At 63.1% G+C, this 18,074-nt stretch carries 16 protein-coding genes; 8 read left to right on the top strand and 8 right to left on the bottom strand.

The features are described 5' to 3' along the window. Positions 1-15 precede the first annotated feature (15 nt). Complete coding sequence (locus IFT76_RS17265; RefSeq protein ID WP_185794732.1) at positions 16-1,557, bottom strand: phosphoenolpyruvate carboxykinase; 1,542 nt, start codon at positions 1,555-1,557, stop codon at positions 16-18. A gap of 179 nt (positions 1,558-1,736) precedes the next feature. Continuing rightward, positions 1,737-2,639: an Hsp33 family molecular chaperone HslO gene (hslO, locus tag IFT76_RS17260; protein ID WP_192059453.1), complete on the bottom strand. Its 903-nt coding sequence runs from the start codon at positions 2,637-2,639 to the stop codon at positions 1,737-1,739. Positions 2,640-2,745: 106 nt separating this feature from the next. Between hslO and IFT76_RS17255 the strand changes: the two genes are divergently transcribed. Then, entirely contained in the window at positions 2,746-3,543 is a 798-nt protein-coding gene (locus IFT76_RS17255) for a phosphatase PAP2 family protein (protein ID WP_192059450.1), read from the top strand. Between the two features lie 115 nt (positions 3,544-3,658). On the opposite strand, the gene IFT76_RS17250 is transcribed toward IFT76_RS17255, so the two are convergent. Next, positions 3,659-4,063 carry an RNA-binding S4 domain-containing protein gene (locus IFT76_RS17250; RefSeq protein WP_122479843.1) on the bottom strand — a complete coding sequence of 135 codons (405 nt, stop codon included), beginning with the start codon at positions 4,061-4,063 and terminating at the stop codon, positions 3,659-3,661. A 187-nt stretch (positions 4,064-4,250) separates the two neighbouring features. Here IFT76_RS17250 and rimB point away from each other — a divergent pair, with 187 nt between their 5' ends. Both rimB and rimK read left to right on the top strand, forming a co-directional pair. Continuing rightward, positions 4,251-4,733, top strand: coding sequence for a retropepsin-like aspartic endopeptidase RimB (rimB, locus tag IFT76_RS17245; RefSeq protein ID WP_043192313.1), 483 nt, complete (start codon positions 4,251-4,253; stop codon positions 4,731-4,733). Next, positions 4,730-5,635 carry a 30S ribosomal protein S6--L-glutamate ligase gene (gene rimK, locus IFT76_RS17240; protein WP_122479844.1) on the top strand — a complete coding sequence of 302 codons (906 nt, stop codon included), beginning with the start codon at positions 4,730-4,732 and terminating at the stop codon, positions 5,633-5,635. Before rimB ends, rimK begins: the two co-directional genes overlap by 4 nt. 60 nt (positions 5,636-5,695) lie before the next feature. On the opposite strand, the gene IFT76_RS17235 is transcribed toward rimK, so the two are convergent. Both IFT76_RS17235 and ompR read right to left on the bottom strand, forming a co-directional pair. Continuing rightward, entirely contained in the window at positions 5,696-7,009 is a 1,314-nt protein-coding gene (locus tag IFT76_RS17235) for an ATP-binding protein (RefSeq protein ID WP_122480125.1), read from the bottom strand. Positions 7,010-7,123: 114 nt separating this feature from the next. Next, on the bottom strand, positions 7,124-7,864 hold the full coding sequence (ompR, locus tag IFT76_RS17230) for an osmolarity response regulator transcription factor OmpR (RefSeq protein WP_122479845.1): 741 nt from the start codon (positions 7,862-7,864) through the stop codon (positions 7,124-7,126). Positions 7,865-8,081: 217 nt separating this feature from the next. On the opposite strand from ompR, the gene IFT76_RS17225 reads away from it, so the two are divergent. The 3 genes from IFT76_RS17225 to gshA all read left to right on the top strand — a co-directional run bounded on the left by IFT76_RS17225 (position 8,082) and on the right by gshA (position 12,547). After that, positions 8,082-10,403 (top strand): Tex family protein, encoded by a 2,322-nt coding sequence (locus IFT76_RS17225; protein ID WP_192059448.1) that lies wholly within the window; start codon positions 8,082-8,084, stop codon positions 10,401-10,403. Next, positions 10,403-10,786: a PaaI family thioesterase gene (locus IFT76_RS17220; RefSeq protein ID WP_122479847.1), complete on the top strand. Its 384-nt coding sequence runs from the start codon at positions 10,403-10,405 to the stop codon at positions 10,784-10,786. Before IFT76_RS17225 ends, IFT76_RS17220 begins: the two co-directional genes overlap by 1 nt. Before the next feature lie 177 nt (positions 10,787-10,963). Further along, the gene (gene gshA, locus IFT76_RS17215; protein ID WP_122479848.1) at positions 10,964-12,547 is read left to right on the top strand and encodes a glutamate--cysteine ligase; all 1,584 of its coding nucleotides are present in this window, start codon (positions 10,964-10,966) and stop codon (positions 12,545-12,547) included. Between the two features lie 342 nt (positions 12,548-12,889). Here gshA and argA read toward each other — a convergent pair whose 3' ends face one another. Further along, positions 12,890-14,188, bottom strand: coding sequence for an amino-acid N-acetyltransferase (argA, locus tag IFT76_RS17210; RefSeq protein WP_122479849.1), 1,299 nt, complete (start codon positions 14,186-14,188; stop codon positions 12,890-12,892). A 134-nt stretch (positions 14,189-14,322) separates the two neighbouring features. After that, positions 14,323-15,477 (bottom strand): acetylornithine deacetylase, encoded by a 1,155-nt coding sequence (gene argE, locus IFT76_RS17205; protein ID WP_192059446.1) that lies wholly within the window; start codon positions 15,475-15,477, stop codon positions 14,323-14,325. Between the two features lie 139 nt (positions 15,478-15,616). On the opposite strand from argE, the gene IFT76_RS17200 reads away from it, so the two are divergent. Beyond that, positions 15,617-16,984 (top strand): CYTH domain-containing protein, encoded by a 1,368-nt coding sequence (locus IFT76_RS17200; protein WP_185794726.1) that lies wholly within the window; start codon positions 15,617-15,619, stop codon positions 16,982-16,984. Between the two features lie 87 nt (positions 16,985-17,071). Here IFT76_RS17200 and IFT76_RS17195 read toward each other — a convergent pair whose 3' ends face one another. Continuing rightward, positions 17,072-17,542: an Lrp/AsnC family transcriptional regulator gene (locus IFT76_RS17195; RefSeq protein WP_122796211.1), complete on the bottom strand. Its 471-nt coding sequence runs from the start codon at positions 17,540-17,542 to the stop codon at positions 17,072-17,074. A 127-nt stretch (positions 17,543-17,669) separates the two neighbouring features. Here IFT76_RS17195 and IFT76_RS17190 point away from each other — a divergent pair, with 127 nt between their 5' ends. Then, complete coding sequence (locus IFT76_RS17190; RefSeq protein ID WP_244657671.1) at positions 17,670-17,996, top strand: hypothetical protein; 327 nt, start codon at positions 17,670-17,672, stop codon at positions 17,994-17,996. The last annotated feature ends 78 nt before the right edge of the window (positions 17,997-18,074 follow it).

Genomic DNA, 18,074 nt, shown 5'->3' with positions numbered 1-18,074 from the left:
TATTTCAGCAGACGCTTACAACTGCGGACCGGCAGCCTTGATCGAATCGCTCACTTCGAACTTCTTGAAGTTCTCGATGAACAGCGAAGCCAGGCCTTTGGCCGCTTCGTCGTAGGCAGCTGGGTCGGCCCAGGTGTTGCGCGGGTTGAGCAGGTTGGTATCGACGCCCGGTACAACCTTTGGCACGTCCAGGTTGACGATGTCCAGGTGCTCGGTCTCGGTGCCGATCAGGGCGCCGCTCTGGATCGCTGCAATCACGCCACGGGTGGTGGGGATGTTGAAGCGCTTGCCAACGCCGTAGCCACCACCGGTCCAGCCGGTATTGACCAGGTAGACCTTGGAACCGAAGCCACGGATACGCTTGATCAGCAGCTCGGCGTACTCGCCCGCCGGACGCGGGAAGAACGGTGCGCCGAAGCAGGTCGAGAAGGTCGACTTGATGCCGCTGCCCGAGCCCATTTCGGTCGAACCTACCAGTGCGGTGTAGCCCGACAGGAAGTGATAGGCAGCCTGCTCTTCGCTGAGGATGGACACAGGCGGCAGCACGCCGGTCAGGTCGCAGGTCAGGAAGATCACGGCATTGGGCTCACCGCCCAGGTTCTTCGGCGCGCGCTTCTCGATCAGCTCGCGAGGGTACGCGGCACGGCTGTTCTGGGTCAGGCTGTCATCGGCGTAGTCGGCCTTCTTGTCGGCATCGAGCACGACGTTTTCCAGCACGGCGCCGTGTTGAATGGCTTTCCAGATGACCGGCTCGTTCTTCTCGGACAGGTCGATGCACTTGGCATAGCAACCGCCTTCGATGTTGAACACCACGCCCACGCCCCAGCCATGTTCGTCGTCGCCGATCAGGTAACGGCTTTCGTCGGCCGAAAGCGTGGTCTTGCCAGTGCCCGACAGGCCGAAGAACAGAGTGACGTCGCCGTCTTCGCCCATGTTGGCGGCACAGTGCATCGGCAGTACGTCGGCAGCCGGCAGCAGGAAGTTCTGCACCGAGAACATGGCCTTCTTCATTTCGCCGGCATAGCGCATGCCCGCGATCAGCACCTTGCGAGCCGCGAAATTGATGATCACGGTACCGTCGGAATTGGTGCCGTCGCGCTCTGGGACGCACTCGAACTCAGGCGCATTGAGCACCTGCCATTCGTCCTTGCCACCGCCGTTGTACTGCTCGGGGTTGATGAACAGGCAACGGCCGAACAGGTTGTGCCAGGCGGTCTGGGTGGTCATCTTGACCGGCAGGTAGTGCGCCGGATCGGACCCTACATGAACATGGGAAACGAACCGCTCGCGCTCGCCCAGGTAGGCTTCGACACGATTCCACAAGGCATCGAACTTGTCGGCCGGGAATTTGCGGTTGATCGGGCCCCAGGCGATGGCGTCCTGGGTGGTGGGCTCTTCGACAATGAAGCGGTCGACTGGCGAACGACCGGTGCGATGACCGGTACGCACTACCAGAGCACCGGTATCGGCAAGCTCGCCTTCACCACGGTTCAGGGCTTCTTTAACCAGATCGTCTACAGTCAGATCGGCGTACACGGCGTTCTTGGCTTGCGTCATGAGGTTCCCCGTCGGCTCTGGGCCGAGTGTTCCAAACATTTTGTAGTAAGTTTACAACAACCACTACAGCTAAAAAGTGGGCCGGATTATGCCAGAAACGCTCGAAAAGAATAGCGTCCTCCGGTCGGTAACGGCGTTATTCCGGCGTGTTTTTCTTCATTTAGCGAGACTAAATCGCTTCAGTGACGGGTATCTGACGGAGCGTCGACACCAGCACCACTGAAGAGTTGATCGACGTCGGTGGCGTCAAACAAGTAGCGCTGGTTGCAGAACTGGCAGTCGATTTCCACCGTACCGCCATGCTCCTTGAGCAACTCGCGTGCATCGTCGTGCCCCAGGCTGACGAGCGCTCGTGCCGAACGCTCCCTGGAACAGCTGCAGCGAAACCGTATCGGCTGGGTATCGAAAAGCCGCAGTGCCTGCTCGTGATACAGGCGGTACAGCACGGTTTCGTTATCCAGGCCCAACAGTTCTTCGGCCTTGAGGGTGTCCGCCAGGGTGATGGCGGCCGTCCAGCTCTCGGCGCGCTCGTCCTCGTCCTTGATCACGGCGGCAGGCAATTGCTGCAGCAGCAAGCCACGGGCACGGGTGCCGTCGGCCTTGAGCCAGAAGCGCGTGCCGAGCTGTTCGGAGAGGGCGAAATAATTCGAGAAACTTGCCGACAGGTCGGCACCTTCCAACTCCACGATGCCTTGGTAGCGCTGGCCTTCGGTAGGGTCGATGGTCATCGCCAGGGTTCCGGCAGGCATCAATTCGGGCAGGCCATCGGTGTCGTTGATCTGCTCGGCGTGGAAACGCGCCAGGCCGCGGATCTCGCGTTCGCTGGAGCACTCGATCATCAACAGTGGCACGGGGCCTTCGGAACGGGCCTGCAGGATCAGCAAACCGTCGAACTTGAGCGTACCTACCAGCAGGGCCGCAGCAGCCATGAACTCGCCCAGCAGCAACTGCACCGGCAACGGATAGTCGTGCTTGGCCAGAACCTCGGCATAGCTGCGCTCCAATGCTACCGCCTCACCGCGTACATCGGCGTCATCGAAAATAAAGCGTTGGGTGAAATCGGCTTCAGGAAGATCGTGCATAATTCCAGTATCTGAGAATGGTGACAAAATGTGTAGCGGCTTTTATAAAGCCCGCTTCAGAGCGTTCGCTTGATCGCTCACTGCCCTGTAGATGTAGAGGTATCTTATGAACAAAGCCCCGCTGTTCCAAGCCAGGTGGAACGTTAGCGGCTTGCTGCTGTGCAATACAATCCCGATCATGCTGTTGTGCTTCTGGTTATGGCCTATTGGCCATCATTTGTGTACAGCATTCGACGAATGGCTGTTTCGGCTGCTCAACGCGCCCTTGGCCAGCAACGCCGCCTGGCGTTACGCCTGGACCCTGGGCAGTCTGCGCCCTTTCGATATCGTGGTCGGCGTGATCATGCTGGCGCTGCTGATCCGCGGCAATTGGGTGTTCAAGGCCCGTCAGGTTCGCCAGGCTTTCTTCGGCTTCATGGCTGTGCTGTTGCTCTTAGTGGTGGTGCGCGCGCTGTTTTCCAAGTGGATACACGCAATGGGCTGGGACCATGACAGCCCGAGCATGGTATTGGCCGACCCGGTACTGCTCAGCGACTGGTACCCGAACCTGGAACGTCACTGGGAGCTCAAGGACCGATCCAGCCAGAGTTTTCCCGGCGATCACGCTTCGGTGCTGTTGATCTGGGCGCTGTTCATGAGTGTCTGTACCCGCAGGCTTGGGCGGTGGCTGTGCATCTGGGCCCTGGCCGTGGTGTTCATGCTGCCGCGCCTGGTGGCTGGCGCCCACTGGGGGCAGGACGACTACATTGGTGGCGTGTTGATGGCCGTCTGGGCGCTGGGGTGGGGGTATTACACACCTTTCGCGGCCCACACTTCACAGTGGCTCGTACGTGCCACCGAGCCACTGTTCAGGCTGCTGGCGAAGCTACCGGTGCTGGGACGGTTGAGTATCGTCGCGGGCTGATGTGTCGTCCGTGCCGGCCTCTTCGCGGGCAGAGCCCGCTCCCACCCGCCACGCTCCCACAGTTTTTTCCTTGTGGGAGCGGCTCTGCCCGCGAAGAGGCCGGCACTGCGCTGCATCAATCCACTGAGCGAAAACTGAACAACTGCCGGCGCTGCTTCTTCGAAGGCTTGCCATCGGTGGTAACACCCAGGGCACCTGCCTTGCGCATGGCCGCCGCGGCCTCGCGTCTGGCCTGGCTCTGTTCGGTCTCGCGGTAGAGCGTCTGCGCTTCCGGCGCCCCACGCCGCACGATTGACAGCGCCTCGATGATCACGCTGCGCTCATCGAAACCGGTGCGTATCTGCAACTCGTCGCCCACGTGTGGCTCCTTGCCAGGCTTGCAGCGCTCGCCGCGGTAATGCACCTTGCCGCTCTCGATGGCTTCCTTGGCCAGCGCACGCGTCTTGTAGAAGCGCGCCGCCCACAGCCATTTGTCCAGACGGACCTTTTCCTCTTCTTCCTGCTTGTGCTTCTGTGCCACAGGCTCACCTCGCGAAATGCCGTCATCAAACTGTACTACCGTGCCTGTCGGATGCAAGCGGCGGTCTTTGCGATTACAGTGCACGCATGCTTGCCAAGCGGCGTCGGGCTGGGTTGAATTGATCCGGTCCGCGCCGGTCTGAAGCTTGCGTATACGGGTCCATCCCTACCTCTTGCGGTTTGCCGATTTGAAGACATTTGACCATCTGACCGTTATCGGTCTGCGCGAGTGGGTGGCGCTGCCCGATCTGGGTGTCGCCGGCCTGCGCGCCAAGATCGATACCGGCGCCAGCACCTCCAGCCTGCACGCCACGGACATCGAGCCGTTCACCCGTGCCGGTGAAAAATGGGTGCGTTTCACCGCTCATCTGGGCACCGTGGTACAGCTGCGCCACCGGCGCTGCGAAGCGCCGCTGGTGGCGATGAAAACCATCAAGAGCTCCAATGGCCATGCGCAGACGCGCTACGTGATCAAGACCACCCTGGCCCTGGGCGACCGGGTCTGGACGGTGGAATTCACCCTGGCCTGCCGCAAGTCCATGCGTTACCGCCTGTTGCTCGGCTCCAAGGCGCTGGTCCATGGCCAACTGGTCGTGAACCCGGGCGTCACCTACGTTCAAGACAAGCCGGTGTTCCCGGCCTCTACTACCTCTGCCACAGGTGTTGCATGAAGATCGCTGTGCTGTCGCGCAATCCGCGTCTGTATTCCACTCGTCGTCTGGTCGAAGCCGGTACTGCCCGTGGCCATGAAATGGTGGTGATCGACACGCTGCGCGCGTATATGAACATCGCCAGTCACAAACCGCAGATCCACTACCGCGGCAAACCGCTGCAGGGCTTCGATGCGGTCATTCCGCGCATCGGCGCGTCGGTGACGTTCTATGGCTGCGCGGTGCTGCGCCAGTTCGAAATGATGGACGTCTTTCCGCTGAACGAATCGGTGGCCATCGCCCGCTCGCGGGACAAGCTGCGCTCGCTGCAGCTGCTGTCGCGACGCGGTATCGGCCTGCCCGTCACCGGCTTCGCCCACTCGCCGGACGACATTCCCGACCTGATCAGCATGGTCAACGGCGCACCCCTGGTGATCAAGGTGCTCGAGGGTACCCAGGGCATCGGTGTGGTCCTGTGTGAAACCACCAACGCCGCCGAATCGGTGATCGAAGCGTTCATGGGCCTCAAGCAGAACATCATGGTTCAGGAGTACATCAAGGAGGCCGGCGGTGCCGACATCCGCTGTTTCGTGGTGGGTGACAAGGTGATCGCGGCGATGAAGCGCCAGGCCAGGCCCGGTGAGTTTCGCTCCAACCTGCACCGCGGCGGCTGTGCCAGCCTGATCAAGATCACACCCGAAGAGCGCATGACCGCGATCCGCGCCGCCAAGGTGATGGGGCTCAGCGTCGCCGGCGTGGATATCCTGCGCTCCAACCACGGCCCGCTGGTGATGGAGGTGAATTCATCACCCGGCCTGGAAGGGATCGAGGTGACCACCGGCAAAGACGTGGCCGGGATGATCATCGAACACATCGAAAAGAACAGCGGCCCTAACATGACCCGCACCAAGGGCAAGGGCTAAACACCGCAACATGCCGTTCGGCCAGCGTTGGCGAACGGCATCCCCTGCGTGGCGGCAGCCCTAAACGGCGTCCCTGGGCAGCATCAGGCCCAGCGGCAGCCTGACACGCGCCTCCAGCCCACCCGTCGACCGATTGCGCAACTCCACGTTGCCGCCATGCATGGCAGCGATGCGCTTGACGATCGCCAGGCCCAACCCGGTGCCCTTGCCACTGCGGGCACGGTCCCCGCGAATGAACGGGTCGAAGATGCCGGCCAGTTCACCCGGATCAATGCCTGCCCCCCGGTCCACCACACTGAGCACCACATAGGGCGCGTTGTCGTCGCCCGAAACATGGACCGCCACTTCCACGCCGCTGCCGGCATGGTAGAGGGCGTTGCCGATCAGGTTGTTCAGCAGGCGCTTCATCGACACCCGGCGCAGCGGGAACGGCGGGATCGGTTCCAGGCGAAGCAGTACCTGTTCTTCTGCCTGGTTATAGGGCGCGACCACTTCCTGCACCAGGTGGCCCAGATCGACGACCTCGACGCTTTCGTCACGGCCGTCGCGAATGAAGGCCAGGAACTGATCGAGGATCGCGTCCATGTCCTCGATGTCGCGGACCATGTCGGGGGTGAACTCGTTGTCCGAGGTCATCAGTTCCAGTGACAGCCGCAAGCGGGTCAATGGCGTGCGCAGATCGTGGGACACCCCGGCCAGCATCAGCTCGCGCTCGCGGCCGGCCTGTTCGACGTCCTCGGCCATCTGGTTGAACGCTCGGTACACCTCGGTCATTTCGCTGGGCGTGTCGCTCACCGGCAGGCGCACGCTGCGGCCCTGCCCCAATTGCCGGGCGGCGAACACCAGACGCTTGAGCGGCTGGTTGAGCTGACGCACGAATATCCAGGCCGAAGCGGTCGACAGCAAGCCGATCGCAAGGAACCAGCCCAGCACGCTCCAGATCTTCTGCCCACGCAACGGGTGCGGGTACAGAGGCACTTTCAACCAGCCCGCGCCCAGGCTCGGCGCACGCACCCACAGCGCGGGCGGGGCGTGGACGCGCAGGCGCACTTCGGTGTCTTCGCCCAGCTCGGCCTGCATCTGGCGTTGGTAGATTTCACTGTACGGCCAGTGCTGCTCGCCTTCCGGCACGCCGCCGCCGACCACCCGGATCAGGCCCGCCGCATCGGCGATCTGGTCACGGTTGTTCTCGTCCGCCGCCCAGTAGGCACGCAGCGTCAGCGCCACGCCGTGACTGTACTGGCGGTCGACCAGCACGTCTTCGTTCATCAACAGGTAGACCAGGGTCAAGGCCTTCGAGAACAGGACGACGACCAACACCAGCCAGAGGGTTCGGGCGAAAAAACTTTGGGGAAACCAGACAGGGGTTTTCATTGCGTGGCGATCACATACGTTGCAGGAGCGAGCAGGCTCGCAGACATTGTGGATGACGAACATCCCGAATCAACGAGTGATTCAGGATATCGCTCCTACAAAAACCCCGGCAGTCTATCGGGCAGCGTTGCCATCGGGTACGAACACGTAACCCACACCCCAGACCGTTTGAATGTAGCGAGGCTTGGAGGGGTCGGGCTCGATCATGCGGCGCAGCCGCGAGATCTGCACGTCGATGGAACGCTCCAGGGCATCCCATTCACGTCCGCGAGCCAGGTTCATCAGCTTGTCGCGGGTCAGTGGCTGGCGCGCGTTCATCACCAGGGCCTTGAGCACGGCGAACTCACCGGTGGTCAGCATGTGCACTTCGTCGCCGCGCTTGAGTTCGCGGGTGGCCAGGGAAAGCTCGTAGTCGCCGAAGGAAACCGATTCGTCCTCGCTGCCCGGAGCGCCGGGAACCGGCGCCGACTGGCGACGCAGCACGGCCTTGACGCGCGCCATCAGTTCATCCGGGTTGAAGGGCTTGGCCAGGTAGTCGTCCGCGCCCAGTTCCAGACCCTTGATCCGGCTGAGTTCGTCACCCTTGGCGGTCAACATGATGATCGGGACCTGGTTGTTGCTGGCACGCAGGCGGCGGCAGGCAGACAGGCCGTCTTCACCGGGCAGCATCAAGTCCAGGACAACCAGATGGAACACTTCACGGGCGAGCAGGCGATCCATTTGCTCGACATTGGGCACGGCGCGCGCACGGTAGCCTTTGCTGGTGAAGAATCGCTCCAGCAGGCTGCTCAGTCCCGGATCGTCGTCAACGATGAGGATCTTTTCACCTTCGGCTGCTTGTGCGGTACTGCTCATGGGTTGCTCCTCTGATCTCGGCGCGCATTATGGCGTAGCTGCCAACGCTCGTGCCGTGTGCATTGTTAGCAGATTTTTCCTGGCCCGCTAGTCACAATCCTCGATCGCCCGGGCGTCGGGTTCGCGCCGCGACGATGTCGCTGGGTATACTGCACGGCTCGTCAGCCGGGCTCGGCGGGGATTGCACCTTGTACCCAACATTTTTCAGGTGGTTATCATGATCAGCATAAACAGCCGCATCGCCGAGGAACTCGGCGTCCGCCCTCAACAGGTCGAAGCGGCCGTCGCACTGCTGGATGAAGGTTCGACCGTGCCTTTCATCGCTCGTTACCGCAAGGAAGTGACCGGCAGCCTGGACGACACCCAGCTGCGTCACCTCGAAGAGCGCCTGCGCTATCTGCGCGAACTCGACGAGCGCCGGGCAAGCATCCTCGCCAGCATCGAGGAGCAGGGCAAGCTGACCCCCGAGCTGGCCCGCGAGATCAACCAGGCCGACACCAAGACCCGCCTGGAAGACCTTTACCTGCCGTACAAGCAGAAGCGCCGCACCAAGGGCCAGATCGCCCTGGAAGCCGGCCTCGGCGAGCTGGCCGACCGCCTGTTCGGCGACCCTGCGCTGACCCCGGAAGCGGAGGCGGCACGGTTCGTCGACAGCGACAAGGGCGTCCTCGATACCAAGGCCGCGCTTGAAGGCGCCAAGTACATCCTGATGGAACGTTTCGCCGAAGACGCCACGCTGCTGGCCAAGCTGCGCGGTTTCCTCAAGCAGGAAGCCGTGCTCAGCGCCCGGGTGCTGGCCGGCAAGGAAGAGGAAGGCGCCAAGTTCCGCGACTACTTCGAGCATGACGAACCGCTCAAGAGCATGCCTTCGCACCGCGCCCTGGCGATCTTCCGCGGACGCAACGAGGGCATCCTCGGTTCTTCGCTGAAGGTCGGCGAGGAACTGCCGGGTACCCTGCACCCGTGCGAGATGATGATCGCCGAGCGTTTCGGCGTGAAAAACCAGCAGCGGGCCGCCGACAAGTGGCTCGGCGAAGTGGTGCGCTGGACCTGGAAGGTCAAGCTCTACACGCATCTGGAAACCGACCTGCTGAGCGAGCTGCGCGAGAACGCCGAAAGCGAGGCCATCAACGTCTTCGCACACAACCTGCATGACCTGCTGCTGGCCGCCCCGGCCGGCCCACGCGCCACCCTGGGCCTGGACCCGGGCCTGCGCACCGGTTGCAAGGTGGCGGTGGTGGACGCCACCGGCAAGCTGCTCGATCACGCCACGGTGTATCCGCACGTGCCGCACAACAAGTGGGACCAGACCCTCGCCACGCTCGCCGCGCTGTGCGCCAAGCATGCCGTGGACCTGATTGCCATCGGCAATGGCACGGCCAGTCGCGAAACCGACAAACTGGCGGCCGAGCTGATCAAGAAATACCCAGGCCTGAAAATGACCAAGGTCATGGTGTCCGAAGCCGGTGCGTCGGTGTATTCGGCCTCGGAGCTGGCTGCTCGCGAGTTTCCCGATCTCGACGTGTCTATCCGCGGTGCGGTCTCCATCGCCCGCCGCCTGCAGGATCCGCTGGCCGAACTGGTCAAGATCGATCCGAAATCCATCGGCGTGGGCCAGTACCAGCACGATGTCTCGCAGCTCAAGCTGGCGCGGGGCCTGGATGCCGTGGTCGAGGACTGCGTGAACGCCGTGGGCGTGGACGTCAACACCGCTTCCGTGGCGCTGCTGGCGCGCATCTCCGGGCTCAACGCCACACTGGCGCAGAACATCGTCGCCCACCGCGACGAGCATGGTGCATTCAGAACCCGTGCGGCGCTGAAGAAAGTCTCGCGCCTGGGCGAAAAAACCTTCGAACAGGCGGCGGGCTTTCTGCGCGTCATGAACGGCGACAACCCGCTGGACGCCTCGGCCGTGCACCCCGAAGCATACCTGCTGGTGCAGCGCATTGCCGCGGGCACCGATCGCGACATTCGCTCGCTGATCGGTGACAGCGGCTTCCTCAAGCGCCTCGATCCGAAAAAATTCACTGACGAAACCTTTGGCCTGCCCACCGTCACCGACATCCTGCAGGAGTTGGACAAACCGGGCCGCGACCCTCGTCCCGGGTTCAAGACCGCCGAATTCCAGGACGGTGTCGAAGACCTCAAGGACCTGCAACTGGGCATGGTGCTCGAAGGCGTGGTCACCAACGTGACCAACTTCGGCGCGTTCGTCGATATCGGCGTCCACCAGGACGGCCTGGTGCACATCTCGGCACTGTCGGAAAAATTCATCAAGGACCCGCGTGAAGCGGTGAAGGCTGGCGACGTGGTCAAGGTCAGGGTGATGGAAGTGGACATTCCGCGCAAACGCGTAGGGTTGTCGATGCGCATGGGCGACACGCCTGGCGAGAAGATCGACGGCGCACGTGGCAGCCGCCCTGGTGCCGCCGGGCGCCAGCAGGCCGCTCCGGCGCGCGTCAAGGAACCTGCCGCCGCACCGGCCAGTGGTGCCATGGCGTCGTTGTTCGCCAATGCCAAACAGCTGAAGAAGCGCTGATGCAGGTCGACGACGAGTTGACCCAGAGCGCCTACTTTCGCAACCTTGGCTGCGAGGTGCGGCGCCTGGACGCCGGCGTGGCCGAGGTGGCACTGCCACTGGCCGCGCACCTGCGCAATCGTGGGCAGGTGATGCACGGTGGCGCCATCTTCAGCCTGGTCGACATTGCCATGGGCCTGGCATGTTCCACCGCGCACGGTTTCGATAATCGAAGTGTCACGCTCGAATGCAAGATCAATTACCTTCGCGCGGTGTCAGAAGGTGAGGTGATCTGCAAGGCCCAGGTATTGCACGCCGGTCGGCGCACGATGGTGGTCGAGGCCGAAGTGCTCCAGGGCGAAAAACTGATGGCAAAAGCACAAGGTACCTTCGTGGTTCTCTAGCCCGAAGGGGCCGTTATGCGGTAATTTCGGCACGGCGCAGGCGGTGCCGGACGCCGCACGGCCTGCACCCTGCCCGATCGAAACCAGGCGACAACGCCGGTTCCTTTTTGTCTTCACCCTTGCAGACCGTCCGCTCCACCCCCATATCGGGGCGACTGACGCGTGAAGGAATCCAACTTGAGCGAATTTCTCAACCGCCGCCTGACTTTGCTCGGCGAGCCTGCCACCCTTTCCCTGCTCGCGCAGTGCCTGCATGGCATAGAGCGCGAGTGCCTGCGCGTCAACCACGAGGGTCGCCTGGCACAGACGCCACACCCCGAGGCGTTGGGCGCGGCGCTGACCAATGAACAGGTCACTACGGACTATTCCGAATCGCTGCTGGAATTCATCACGCCCGCGCTCCAGGATCCTGCACAGACCCTGCACAGCCTCGAGCAGATCCACCGCTTCGTGTACAGCAAGCTGGGCAGCGAGTACCTGTGGAGCCCTTCCATGCCGTGCCCGCTGCCAGCCGAGGAAGACATCCCGCTGGCCTACTACGGCACCTCGAACATCGGGCGCCTCAAGTATGTCTATCGCCAGGGGCTGTCCCTGCGCTATGGCCGCACCATGCAGTGCATCGCCGGCATTCACTATAATTTCTCCCTGCCCGAGCAGCTGTGGCCGGTGCTCAAGCAGGCCGAGGGTTACGTCGGCACCGATCGCGATTATCAGTCGGCAGCCTATATCGCGCTGATCCGCAATTTTCGCCGCTACAGCTGGTTGCTGATGTACCTGTTCGGCGCCTCGCCGGCGCTGGATGCAGGCTTCCTGCGCGGACGTGCCCATCAACTCGAGCAACTGGATGCGCAGACCCTGTACCTGCCCTATGCCACCAGCCTGCGCATGAGCGACCTGGGCTACCAGAGCAATGCCCAGGCGGGCTTGACGCCGTGCTACAACGATCTGGCCAGCTACACCGACAGCCTGCGCAAGGCGGTTGCCACGCCCTACGCACCTTACGTCCAGGTCGGTACGCACAAGGATGGCGAATGGGTGCAGTTGAACACCAACATTCTGCAGATCGAAAACGAGTACTACTCCAACATTCGTCCGAAACGAGTGACCTACAGCGGCGAACGGCCGATCCAGGCCTTGATGGCGCGCGGCGTGCAGTACATCGAAGTGCGCTGCCTGGACATCAACCCGTTCCTGCCCACCGGCGTTGACCTGCCCGAGTCGCGTTTTCTCGATGCGTTCCTGCTGTTCTGCGCGCTGGAAAGCAGCCCGCAGATCGACAGTGCCGAGTGCTCGGCGTGCACCGACAATTTCCTCAATGTGGTCAAGGAGGGTCGCCGCCCTGGCCTGCAGCTGCAGCGCAATGGGGAAGCGGTCGAGCTCAAGGACTGGGCCAATGATCTGCTGGAGCGTATCGACGCCGTCGCCGCCCTGCTCGATCGCAGCACTGGTACCGATGAGCATGTGCAGGCGATGGCGGCGCAGCGTGCCAAGGTTGGCGATGCGTCGCTGACGCCGTCGGCGCAGGTACTGGCAAAGATGGCCGAGCAGAAGCAGAGTTTTGCCGAGTTTTCCTTCAGCCAGAGCCAGGCTCACGCCGACTACTTCCGCGAACAGCCATTGAGCCCCCAGGACCAGGCGCGCTTCGAACAGCAAGCCCGCGATTCGCTGGTAGCCCAGGCGACGCTGGAAGCCGAAGAAGTTGGCGATTTCGATCTGTTCGTCGGCTCCTATCAGGCAAGCATCCTCGCCATCAGCAACTGACCAAGCGGTCGATCCTCGAAAGACCGCGGCGCCTGCTTCGCGGCCACGGACCGCTCCTACGGATGGCCTCGACCTCACGTAGGAGCGGTCATCGGCCGCGAAAGGGGCGCCGCGTAGCATCAGACAAACCGCAGCGCGCCCTTCGCGGCCACAAACCGCTCCTACGGATGGCCTCGACCTCACGTAGGAGCGGTCATCGGCCGCGAAAAGGGCGCCGCGTAGCATCAGACAAACCGCGGCGCGCCCTTCGCGGCCACGGACCGCTCCTACGGATGGCCTCGACCTCACGTAGGAGCGGTCATCGGCCGCGAAAAAGGCGCCGCCGATCCAGCGGATGCCCCGCTACAGCGCTTTTTCGAAGATCTTCGAATTGCGCTGGTAGTTGTACAGCGAGGCGCGCGCCGAGGGCAGGCGTTCGACACCGCTGGGCACGAAGCCACGCTCGCGAAACCAGTGCGCCGTACGGGTGGTCAGCACGAACAGGGTGTTGAGCCCGAGCGCGCGCGCCCGTTCCTCGATGCGCTCGAGCAGCTCGTCGCCACGCCCGCCGTGGCGGTATTCCGGATTCACCGCCAGGCAGGCCAGCTCGCCGGTCTGCGAATCGGCGATCGGGTACAACGCCGCGCAGGCGATGATCATGCCTTCGCGCTCGACCACGCTGAACTGGGTGATCTCACGCTCCAATACTTCCCGCGAGCGGCGCACCAGAATGCCCTGCTCTTCCAGCGGGCTGATCAAGTCCAGCAACCCACCGACGTCTTCGATGTTGGCTTCGCGCACCTGTTCGAACTGCTCTTGCGCCACCAGGGTGCCGCCGCCATTGCGAGTGAACAGCTCGGTCAGCAGTGCACCGTCTTCGGCGTAGCTGACGATATGCGCGCGGCTGACGCCACCCTTGCACGCCTGAGCGGCGGCATCGAGCAACTCGCCCTGGTAGTCGTTGCCCAGACGCAGCAAGTGCGCCGGTACCTGCTGCGGACGCAGCTCGCGCACCAGATGACCGGTTTCGTCGAGCAAGCCCGGCTCGGCGCCGAACAGCAGCAACTTGTCGGCTTCCAGGTCGATGGCTGCCCGCGTGGCCACGTCTTCGCAGGCAATGTTGAAGATCTCGCCGGTGGGCGAATAGCCCAGTGGTGACAGCAGCACGATCGAGCGTTCGTCGAGCAGGCGATTGATGCCCTTGCGATCGACCCGGCGCACTTCGCCGGTATGGTGGTAATCGACACCCTCGACCACGCCGATCGGCCGCGCCGTGACCAGGTTGCCGCCCGCCACGCGCAACCGCGAGCCCTGCATCGGTGAGGACGCCATGTCCATGGACAGGCGTGCCTCGATGGCGATCCGCAGGTGACCCACCGCATCGATCACGCATTCGAGCGTGGCCGCATCGGTGACCCGCAGGTTGCGATGGTAATGCGGGCTCAGACCGCGCGCGGCCAGGCGGCTCTCGATCTGCGGGCGCGACCCGTGGACCAGCACCAGGCGCACGCCCATGCTGTGCAGCAGCACCAGGTCGTGGACGATATTGCCGAAGTTGGGGTGGGCAACGCCTTCGCCGGGAAGCATCACCACAAAGGTGCAGTCACGGTGAGCATTGATGTAGGGAGAAGCGTGGCGAAGCCAATTCACGTAGTCGGGCATGACAGCAAAAGCCTGTAGAAAAGTGGGACGAAAAGCATCACTCGGCGCACAGCGGTATGAGGGTTATCGTCGTGACAGGCTAGGCAACACGCGTGCACTCCTTGCTTGGATGGCGGCCTCGGGGGCGGTCAGATTCAGGCAATCACCGATTCGAGGCAGTAATGTCCGATCAGTTCACGCAATAGACGCACGGTAGGCTGCAAACGTGACATTTCAAGGTATTCGCCGGGCTGGTGTGCGCAGGCAATATTGCCCGGACCCAGCACCAGGGTTTCGCACCCCATGCTCTGCAGGTAGGGCGCCTCGGTGCCGAAGCCCACGGCAGCTGCAGTGTGCCCGGTCAGGCGCTCGGCGACCCGGACCAGCTCGGCGTCGGCACGCTGCTCGAAGGGCGGTACCTCGGCGAACAACGGGGCGTAGTCGATCTTCACCTGGTGCAGCTCGGCCAACGGTGCCAGCTTGCCGAGAATCGCGGCACGCAGGACCTGCGGGTCCATGCCCGGCAACGGCCGCAGGTCGAACTCCAGCGAGCATTGCCCGCAGATACGGTTGGGGTTGTCGCCGCCGTGGATGCAACCCAGGTTCAAGGTCGGCTGGGGCACACTGAACTGCGCGTTGTTGTACTCGCGCTGCCACTGCCGGCGCAGGCTCAGCAACTCGCCGATGGCCCCGTGCATCGCTTCCAGGGCGCTGTGGCCCAGGCTTGGGTCCGAGGAATGGCCACTGCGACCGAGGATGTCGATGCGCTCCATCATCACCCCCTTGTGCAGGCGGATCGGCCTGAGCCCGGTCGGCTCGCCGATGACCGCGGCACGGCCCAACGGGCGACCGGCCGCGGCCAGCGCCTTGGCGCCGGACATCGAACTTTCCTCGTCACAGGTGGCGAGGATGATCAGCGGCTGCTTGAACGGCTGGTCGATCAGGCCACGCACCGCCTCGATCGCCAGCGCGAAGAAGCCCTTCATGTCGCAACTGCCCAGCCCGACCCAGCGTCCGTCGACTTCGGTGAGCTTGAGCGGATCGGTTGTCCACAGCGCCTCGTCGTAGGGCACCGTGTCGCTGTGCCCGGCCAGCACCAGGCCGCCGGGGCCGCTGCCGAACGTGGCGATCAGGTTGAACTTGCCGGGCTCGACCTGCTGGATATCGCAGGCAAAACCCAGGTCGGACAGCCAGCCGGCCAGCAGATCGATCACCTGGCGGTTGGACTGGTCCAGGCTGGGCTGGGTGCAACTCACCGAAGGCGCCGCGATGAGGGCGGCGAACTGTTCCTGCATGGACGGCAATGGCATGGCGAACCTCCCGGGGCGAGCCCCATCATAGAGCCATCGGGCGCCAAGAATAAACCGCCGTGGCGCGACTGCTGTACACTGCACGGCCTTATCTAGTCATCAGCGCGTTGTTGTCCGCCAGCGCTTGGATTGCCCCCTCATGCACAAAGAAACCGAAATCAAACTGCGCGTCAGCCGCGAAACGCTCGCTGCCTTGCGTGAGCACCCTTTGCTGAAGAAGCGCAACAAAAGTGGCTGGGAGCGCCGAGAGCTGTTCAACCAGTACTTCGACACGCCTGCGCGCGAACTGGCGGCGGCCAAGGTTGCCCTGCGCCTGCGTCGCGATGGCGAAGAAGTCATCCAGACCCTCAAGACCCGTGGCAGCAGCGTGGCCGGGCTGTCGCAGCGCAACGAGTACGACTGGACCCTGCCCAAGGCCAAGCTCGACCTGAAGAAACTCGACGGCGAATGCTGGCCCGAGCAACTGGCCGAACTCGACAAGAAGACCATCAAGCCGGTGTTCACCACCGATTTCGTGCGCGAGCGGGCAGAGATCGCCTGGGGCCGCGGCAAGGCCCGGGTGGTGATCGAAGCCGCCCTGGACCTGGGCAAGGTCATCGTCGGCAAGCAGTCCGAAGAGATCTGCGAACTGGAGCTGGAGTTGCGTGAAGGTGAGCCATCGGCATTGCTCGAGCTGGCCGCCGAACTGGCCGAGAAACTGGCGCTGATGCCCTGTGACATCAGCAAGGCCGAGCGCGGCTATCGCCTCAGCGATCCGGACAGCTACGCCCTGAGCCTGCCGGCGCCGGAACTGAACGCTGAAACCTCGCTCGACGACGCCTTCACCGCCTTGGCCTGGCACCTGTTGGCGAACAGCCAGCGCCTGGCCGAGCAGTACCGTTTCAACGGCCACTGGCGCCTGCTGCAGGACTGGGTACAACAACTCGTCGAACTGCGCGGACTGGTTGGCAGTCTCGGCCAGGCCGCTCCACGCACCAGCAGCAACGAGCTGCGCACCTCCCTCGATGCGCTGCTCGAAGACTGGCGCCCGCTGGTGCAGGCCGGGCAGGAGGACGAGGACGTGCGCAAGGCCGCGCCCGAGCAGTTCGCCGAAGAGCTGCTGGACGTGCGCTGGGGCCAGTTCTCGCTGAACACTTCGCGCTGGCTGCTGGGCCGCCTGTGGACGGTCGAGCGCAACAACCGCGGCAACCGCCAGGGCGCCGCCCAGCTGCAAAGCTGGCTGGGCCACCTGCTGGCCGAAGAAGGCGCAGCGCTGCAACTGCCGCGCTACCAGCAGCAGCCCGAGGACCTGGCCGAGCAGTTGCCACGCATCGAACGCATCCAGAGCTGGTTGCATCTGGCCCGCGGTGTGCTGGACGTGCCGGAAGTGGACCGCCTGTTCGGCGAACTGAACAAGCTGCATGCATTGGCCAGCCTGGATATCAGCGATGAAGTGCTGGACGCGCGGATGCAGCAGGCCATTGCCGTGAGCCAGAACCGCGCCTGGAAACTGCTGCTGCGCAAGTAAGCTTTGCGGGGTTTTTCCGACCTCTTCGCGGCTGCCAGCCGCTCCTACAGGGTGTTGTGAACCTGTAGGAGCGGCTGGCATCGCGCCTCACCGATTAACCGGCAAACTGGTGGTGGACTTGATTTCGGACAGCGCCACCGTCGAATTCACCTCTTGAATGCCCGGCACCATAGACAGTTTCTCGAAGAAAAAACGCTCGTATGCTTCGATGTCCGGCGTGACGATGCGCAGCAGGAAATCGACATTGCCCATCAACACATAGCACTCCAGCACTTCCGGAAAGCCGCGTATCGCTTCGGTGAACTCGGTGAAGTTCGAGCGACCGTGGGCGTTGAGTTTCACTTCGGCGAATATCTGCGTGTTGAGGCCGATCTTCTTGCGGTCCAGCAGCGTCACCTGCGCCCTGATCACCCCCTCTTCCTTGAGCCGCTGGATGCGCCGCCAGCAGGGTGACTGCGACAAACCCACCTGCTCGGCGATCTGCGCGCTGGAGAGCGTGGCGTCCTCTTGCAGCAATGCGAGGATGCGCCGGTCATAAGCATCCAAAGAACTTTGCATAGAAATGCCTCTGCCTTGCTGTTTATGGAATTGCACAATTCAAGATAGCTCAATAACTCGCCAAGTCAGGCAAGAAATACCCGTTCCAGCGTGGGAGACTTTCTCCCATCGACCACGGAGATCGCCCATGTCCGCCTTTGAACTGCTGACCTCGCCGCGCCCCGATGTCTGGGCCGCAGGCAACCTGACCACCACCGTGCAGTTCAGCCTGAGTGCCGAGATCGAGGCCGACGTGCTGTGCCGGGTGCTCAATCTGTTTGCCATGCAGTACCTGATCCCCCGGCAGCTCGCTGCATCCCAGGTAGCGGACAGCCTGCAGATCCAGGTGCAGGTGGGCGAGTTGACCTGGCACCGCGCACAGGTGATCGCGGAAAAGATGCGCAACCTGATCAGCGTGTTCGATGTGCAACTGGTCGATGCCCAGCACCCGGCCCAGGTACAGTCGTACGCTTGAGCGGCCGACAAATGCGGCAACGGTTGCCATGACGGCGACTTCCGGCACGGGCGCTAGGCTGGGTAGCACGACAGATCG

The organism is Pseudomonas sp. CFBP 13727, from assembly GCF_014841915.1.
Lineage (GTDB): Bacteria > Pseudomonadota > Gammaproteobacteria > Pseudomonadales > Pseudomonadaceae > Aquipseudomonas > Aquipseudomonas baltica.
The sequence above is the reverse complement of the archived record's forward strand: the minus strand, read 5'-3'. Positions and strand labels throughout refer to the sequence as shown.

What these genes read in the sequence shown, in the direction of transcription:
- IFT76_RS17190 (WP_244657671.1), top strand. Translation starts at nt 17,670, where the DNA reads ATGTCCGCCTTTGAACTGCTGACCTCGCCGCGCCCCGATGTCTGGGCC.
- IFT76_RS17200 (WP_185794726.1), top strand. Translation starts at nt 15,617, where the DNA reads ATGCACAAAGAAACCGAAATCAAACTGCGCGTCAGCCGCGAAACGCTC.
- IFT76_RS17255 (WP_192059450.1), top strand. Translation starts at nt 2,746, where the DNA reads ATGAACAAAGCCCCGCTGTTCCAAGCCAGGTGGAACGTTAGCGGCTTG.
- IFT76_RS17220 (WP_122479847.1), top strand. Translation starts at nt 10,403, where the DNA reads ATGCAGGTCGACGACGAGTTGACCCAGAGCGCCTACTTTCGCAACCTT.
- IFT76_RS17235 (WP_122480125.1), bottom strand. Translation starts at nt 7,009, where the DNA reads ATGAAAACCCCTGTCTGGTTTCCCCAAAGTTTTTTCGCCCGAACCCTC.
- IFT76_RS17195 (WP_122796211.1), bottom strand. Translation starts at nt 17,542, where the DNA reads ATGCAAAGTTCTTTGGATGCTTATGACCGGCGCATCCTCGCATTGCTG.
- hslO (WP_192059453.1), bottom strand. Translation starts at nt 2,639, where the DNA reads ATGCACGATCTTCCTGAAGCCGATTTCACCCAACGCTTTATTTTCGAT.
- argA (WP_122479849.1), bottom strand. Translation starts at nt 14,188, where the DNA reads ATGCCCGACTACGTGAATTGGCTTCGCCACGCTTCTCCCTACATCAAT.
- rimK (WP_122479844.1), top strand. Translation starts at nt 4,730, where the DNA reads ATGAAGATCGCTGTGCTGTCGCGCAATCCGCGTCTGTATTCCACTCGT.
- IFT76_RS17265 (WP_185794732.1), bottom strand. Translation starts at nt 1,557, where the DNA reads ATGACGCAAGCCAAGAACGCCGTGTACGCCGATCTGACTGTAGACGAT.
- ompR (WP_122479845.1), bottom strand. Translation starts at nt 7,864, where the DNA reads ATGAGCAGTACCGCACAAGCAGCCGAAGGTGAAAAGATCCTCATCGTT.
- argE (WP_192059446.1), bottom strand. Translation starts at nt 15,477, where the DNA reads ATGCCATTGCCGTCCATGCAGGAACAGTTCGCCGCCCTCATCGCGGCG.
- IFT76_RS17225 (WP_192059448.1), top strand. Translation starts at nt 8,082, where the DNA reads ATGATCAGCATAAACAGCCGCATCGCCGAGGAACTCGGCGTCCGCCCT.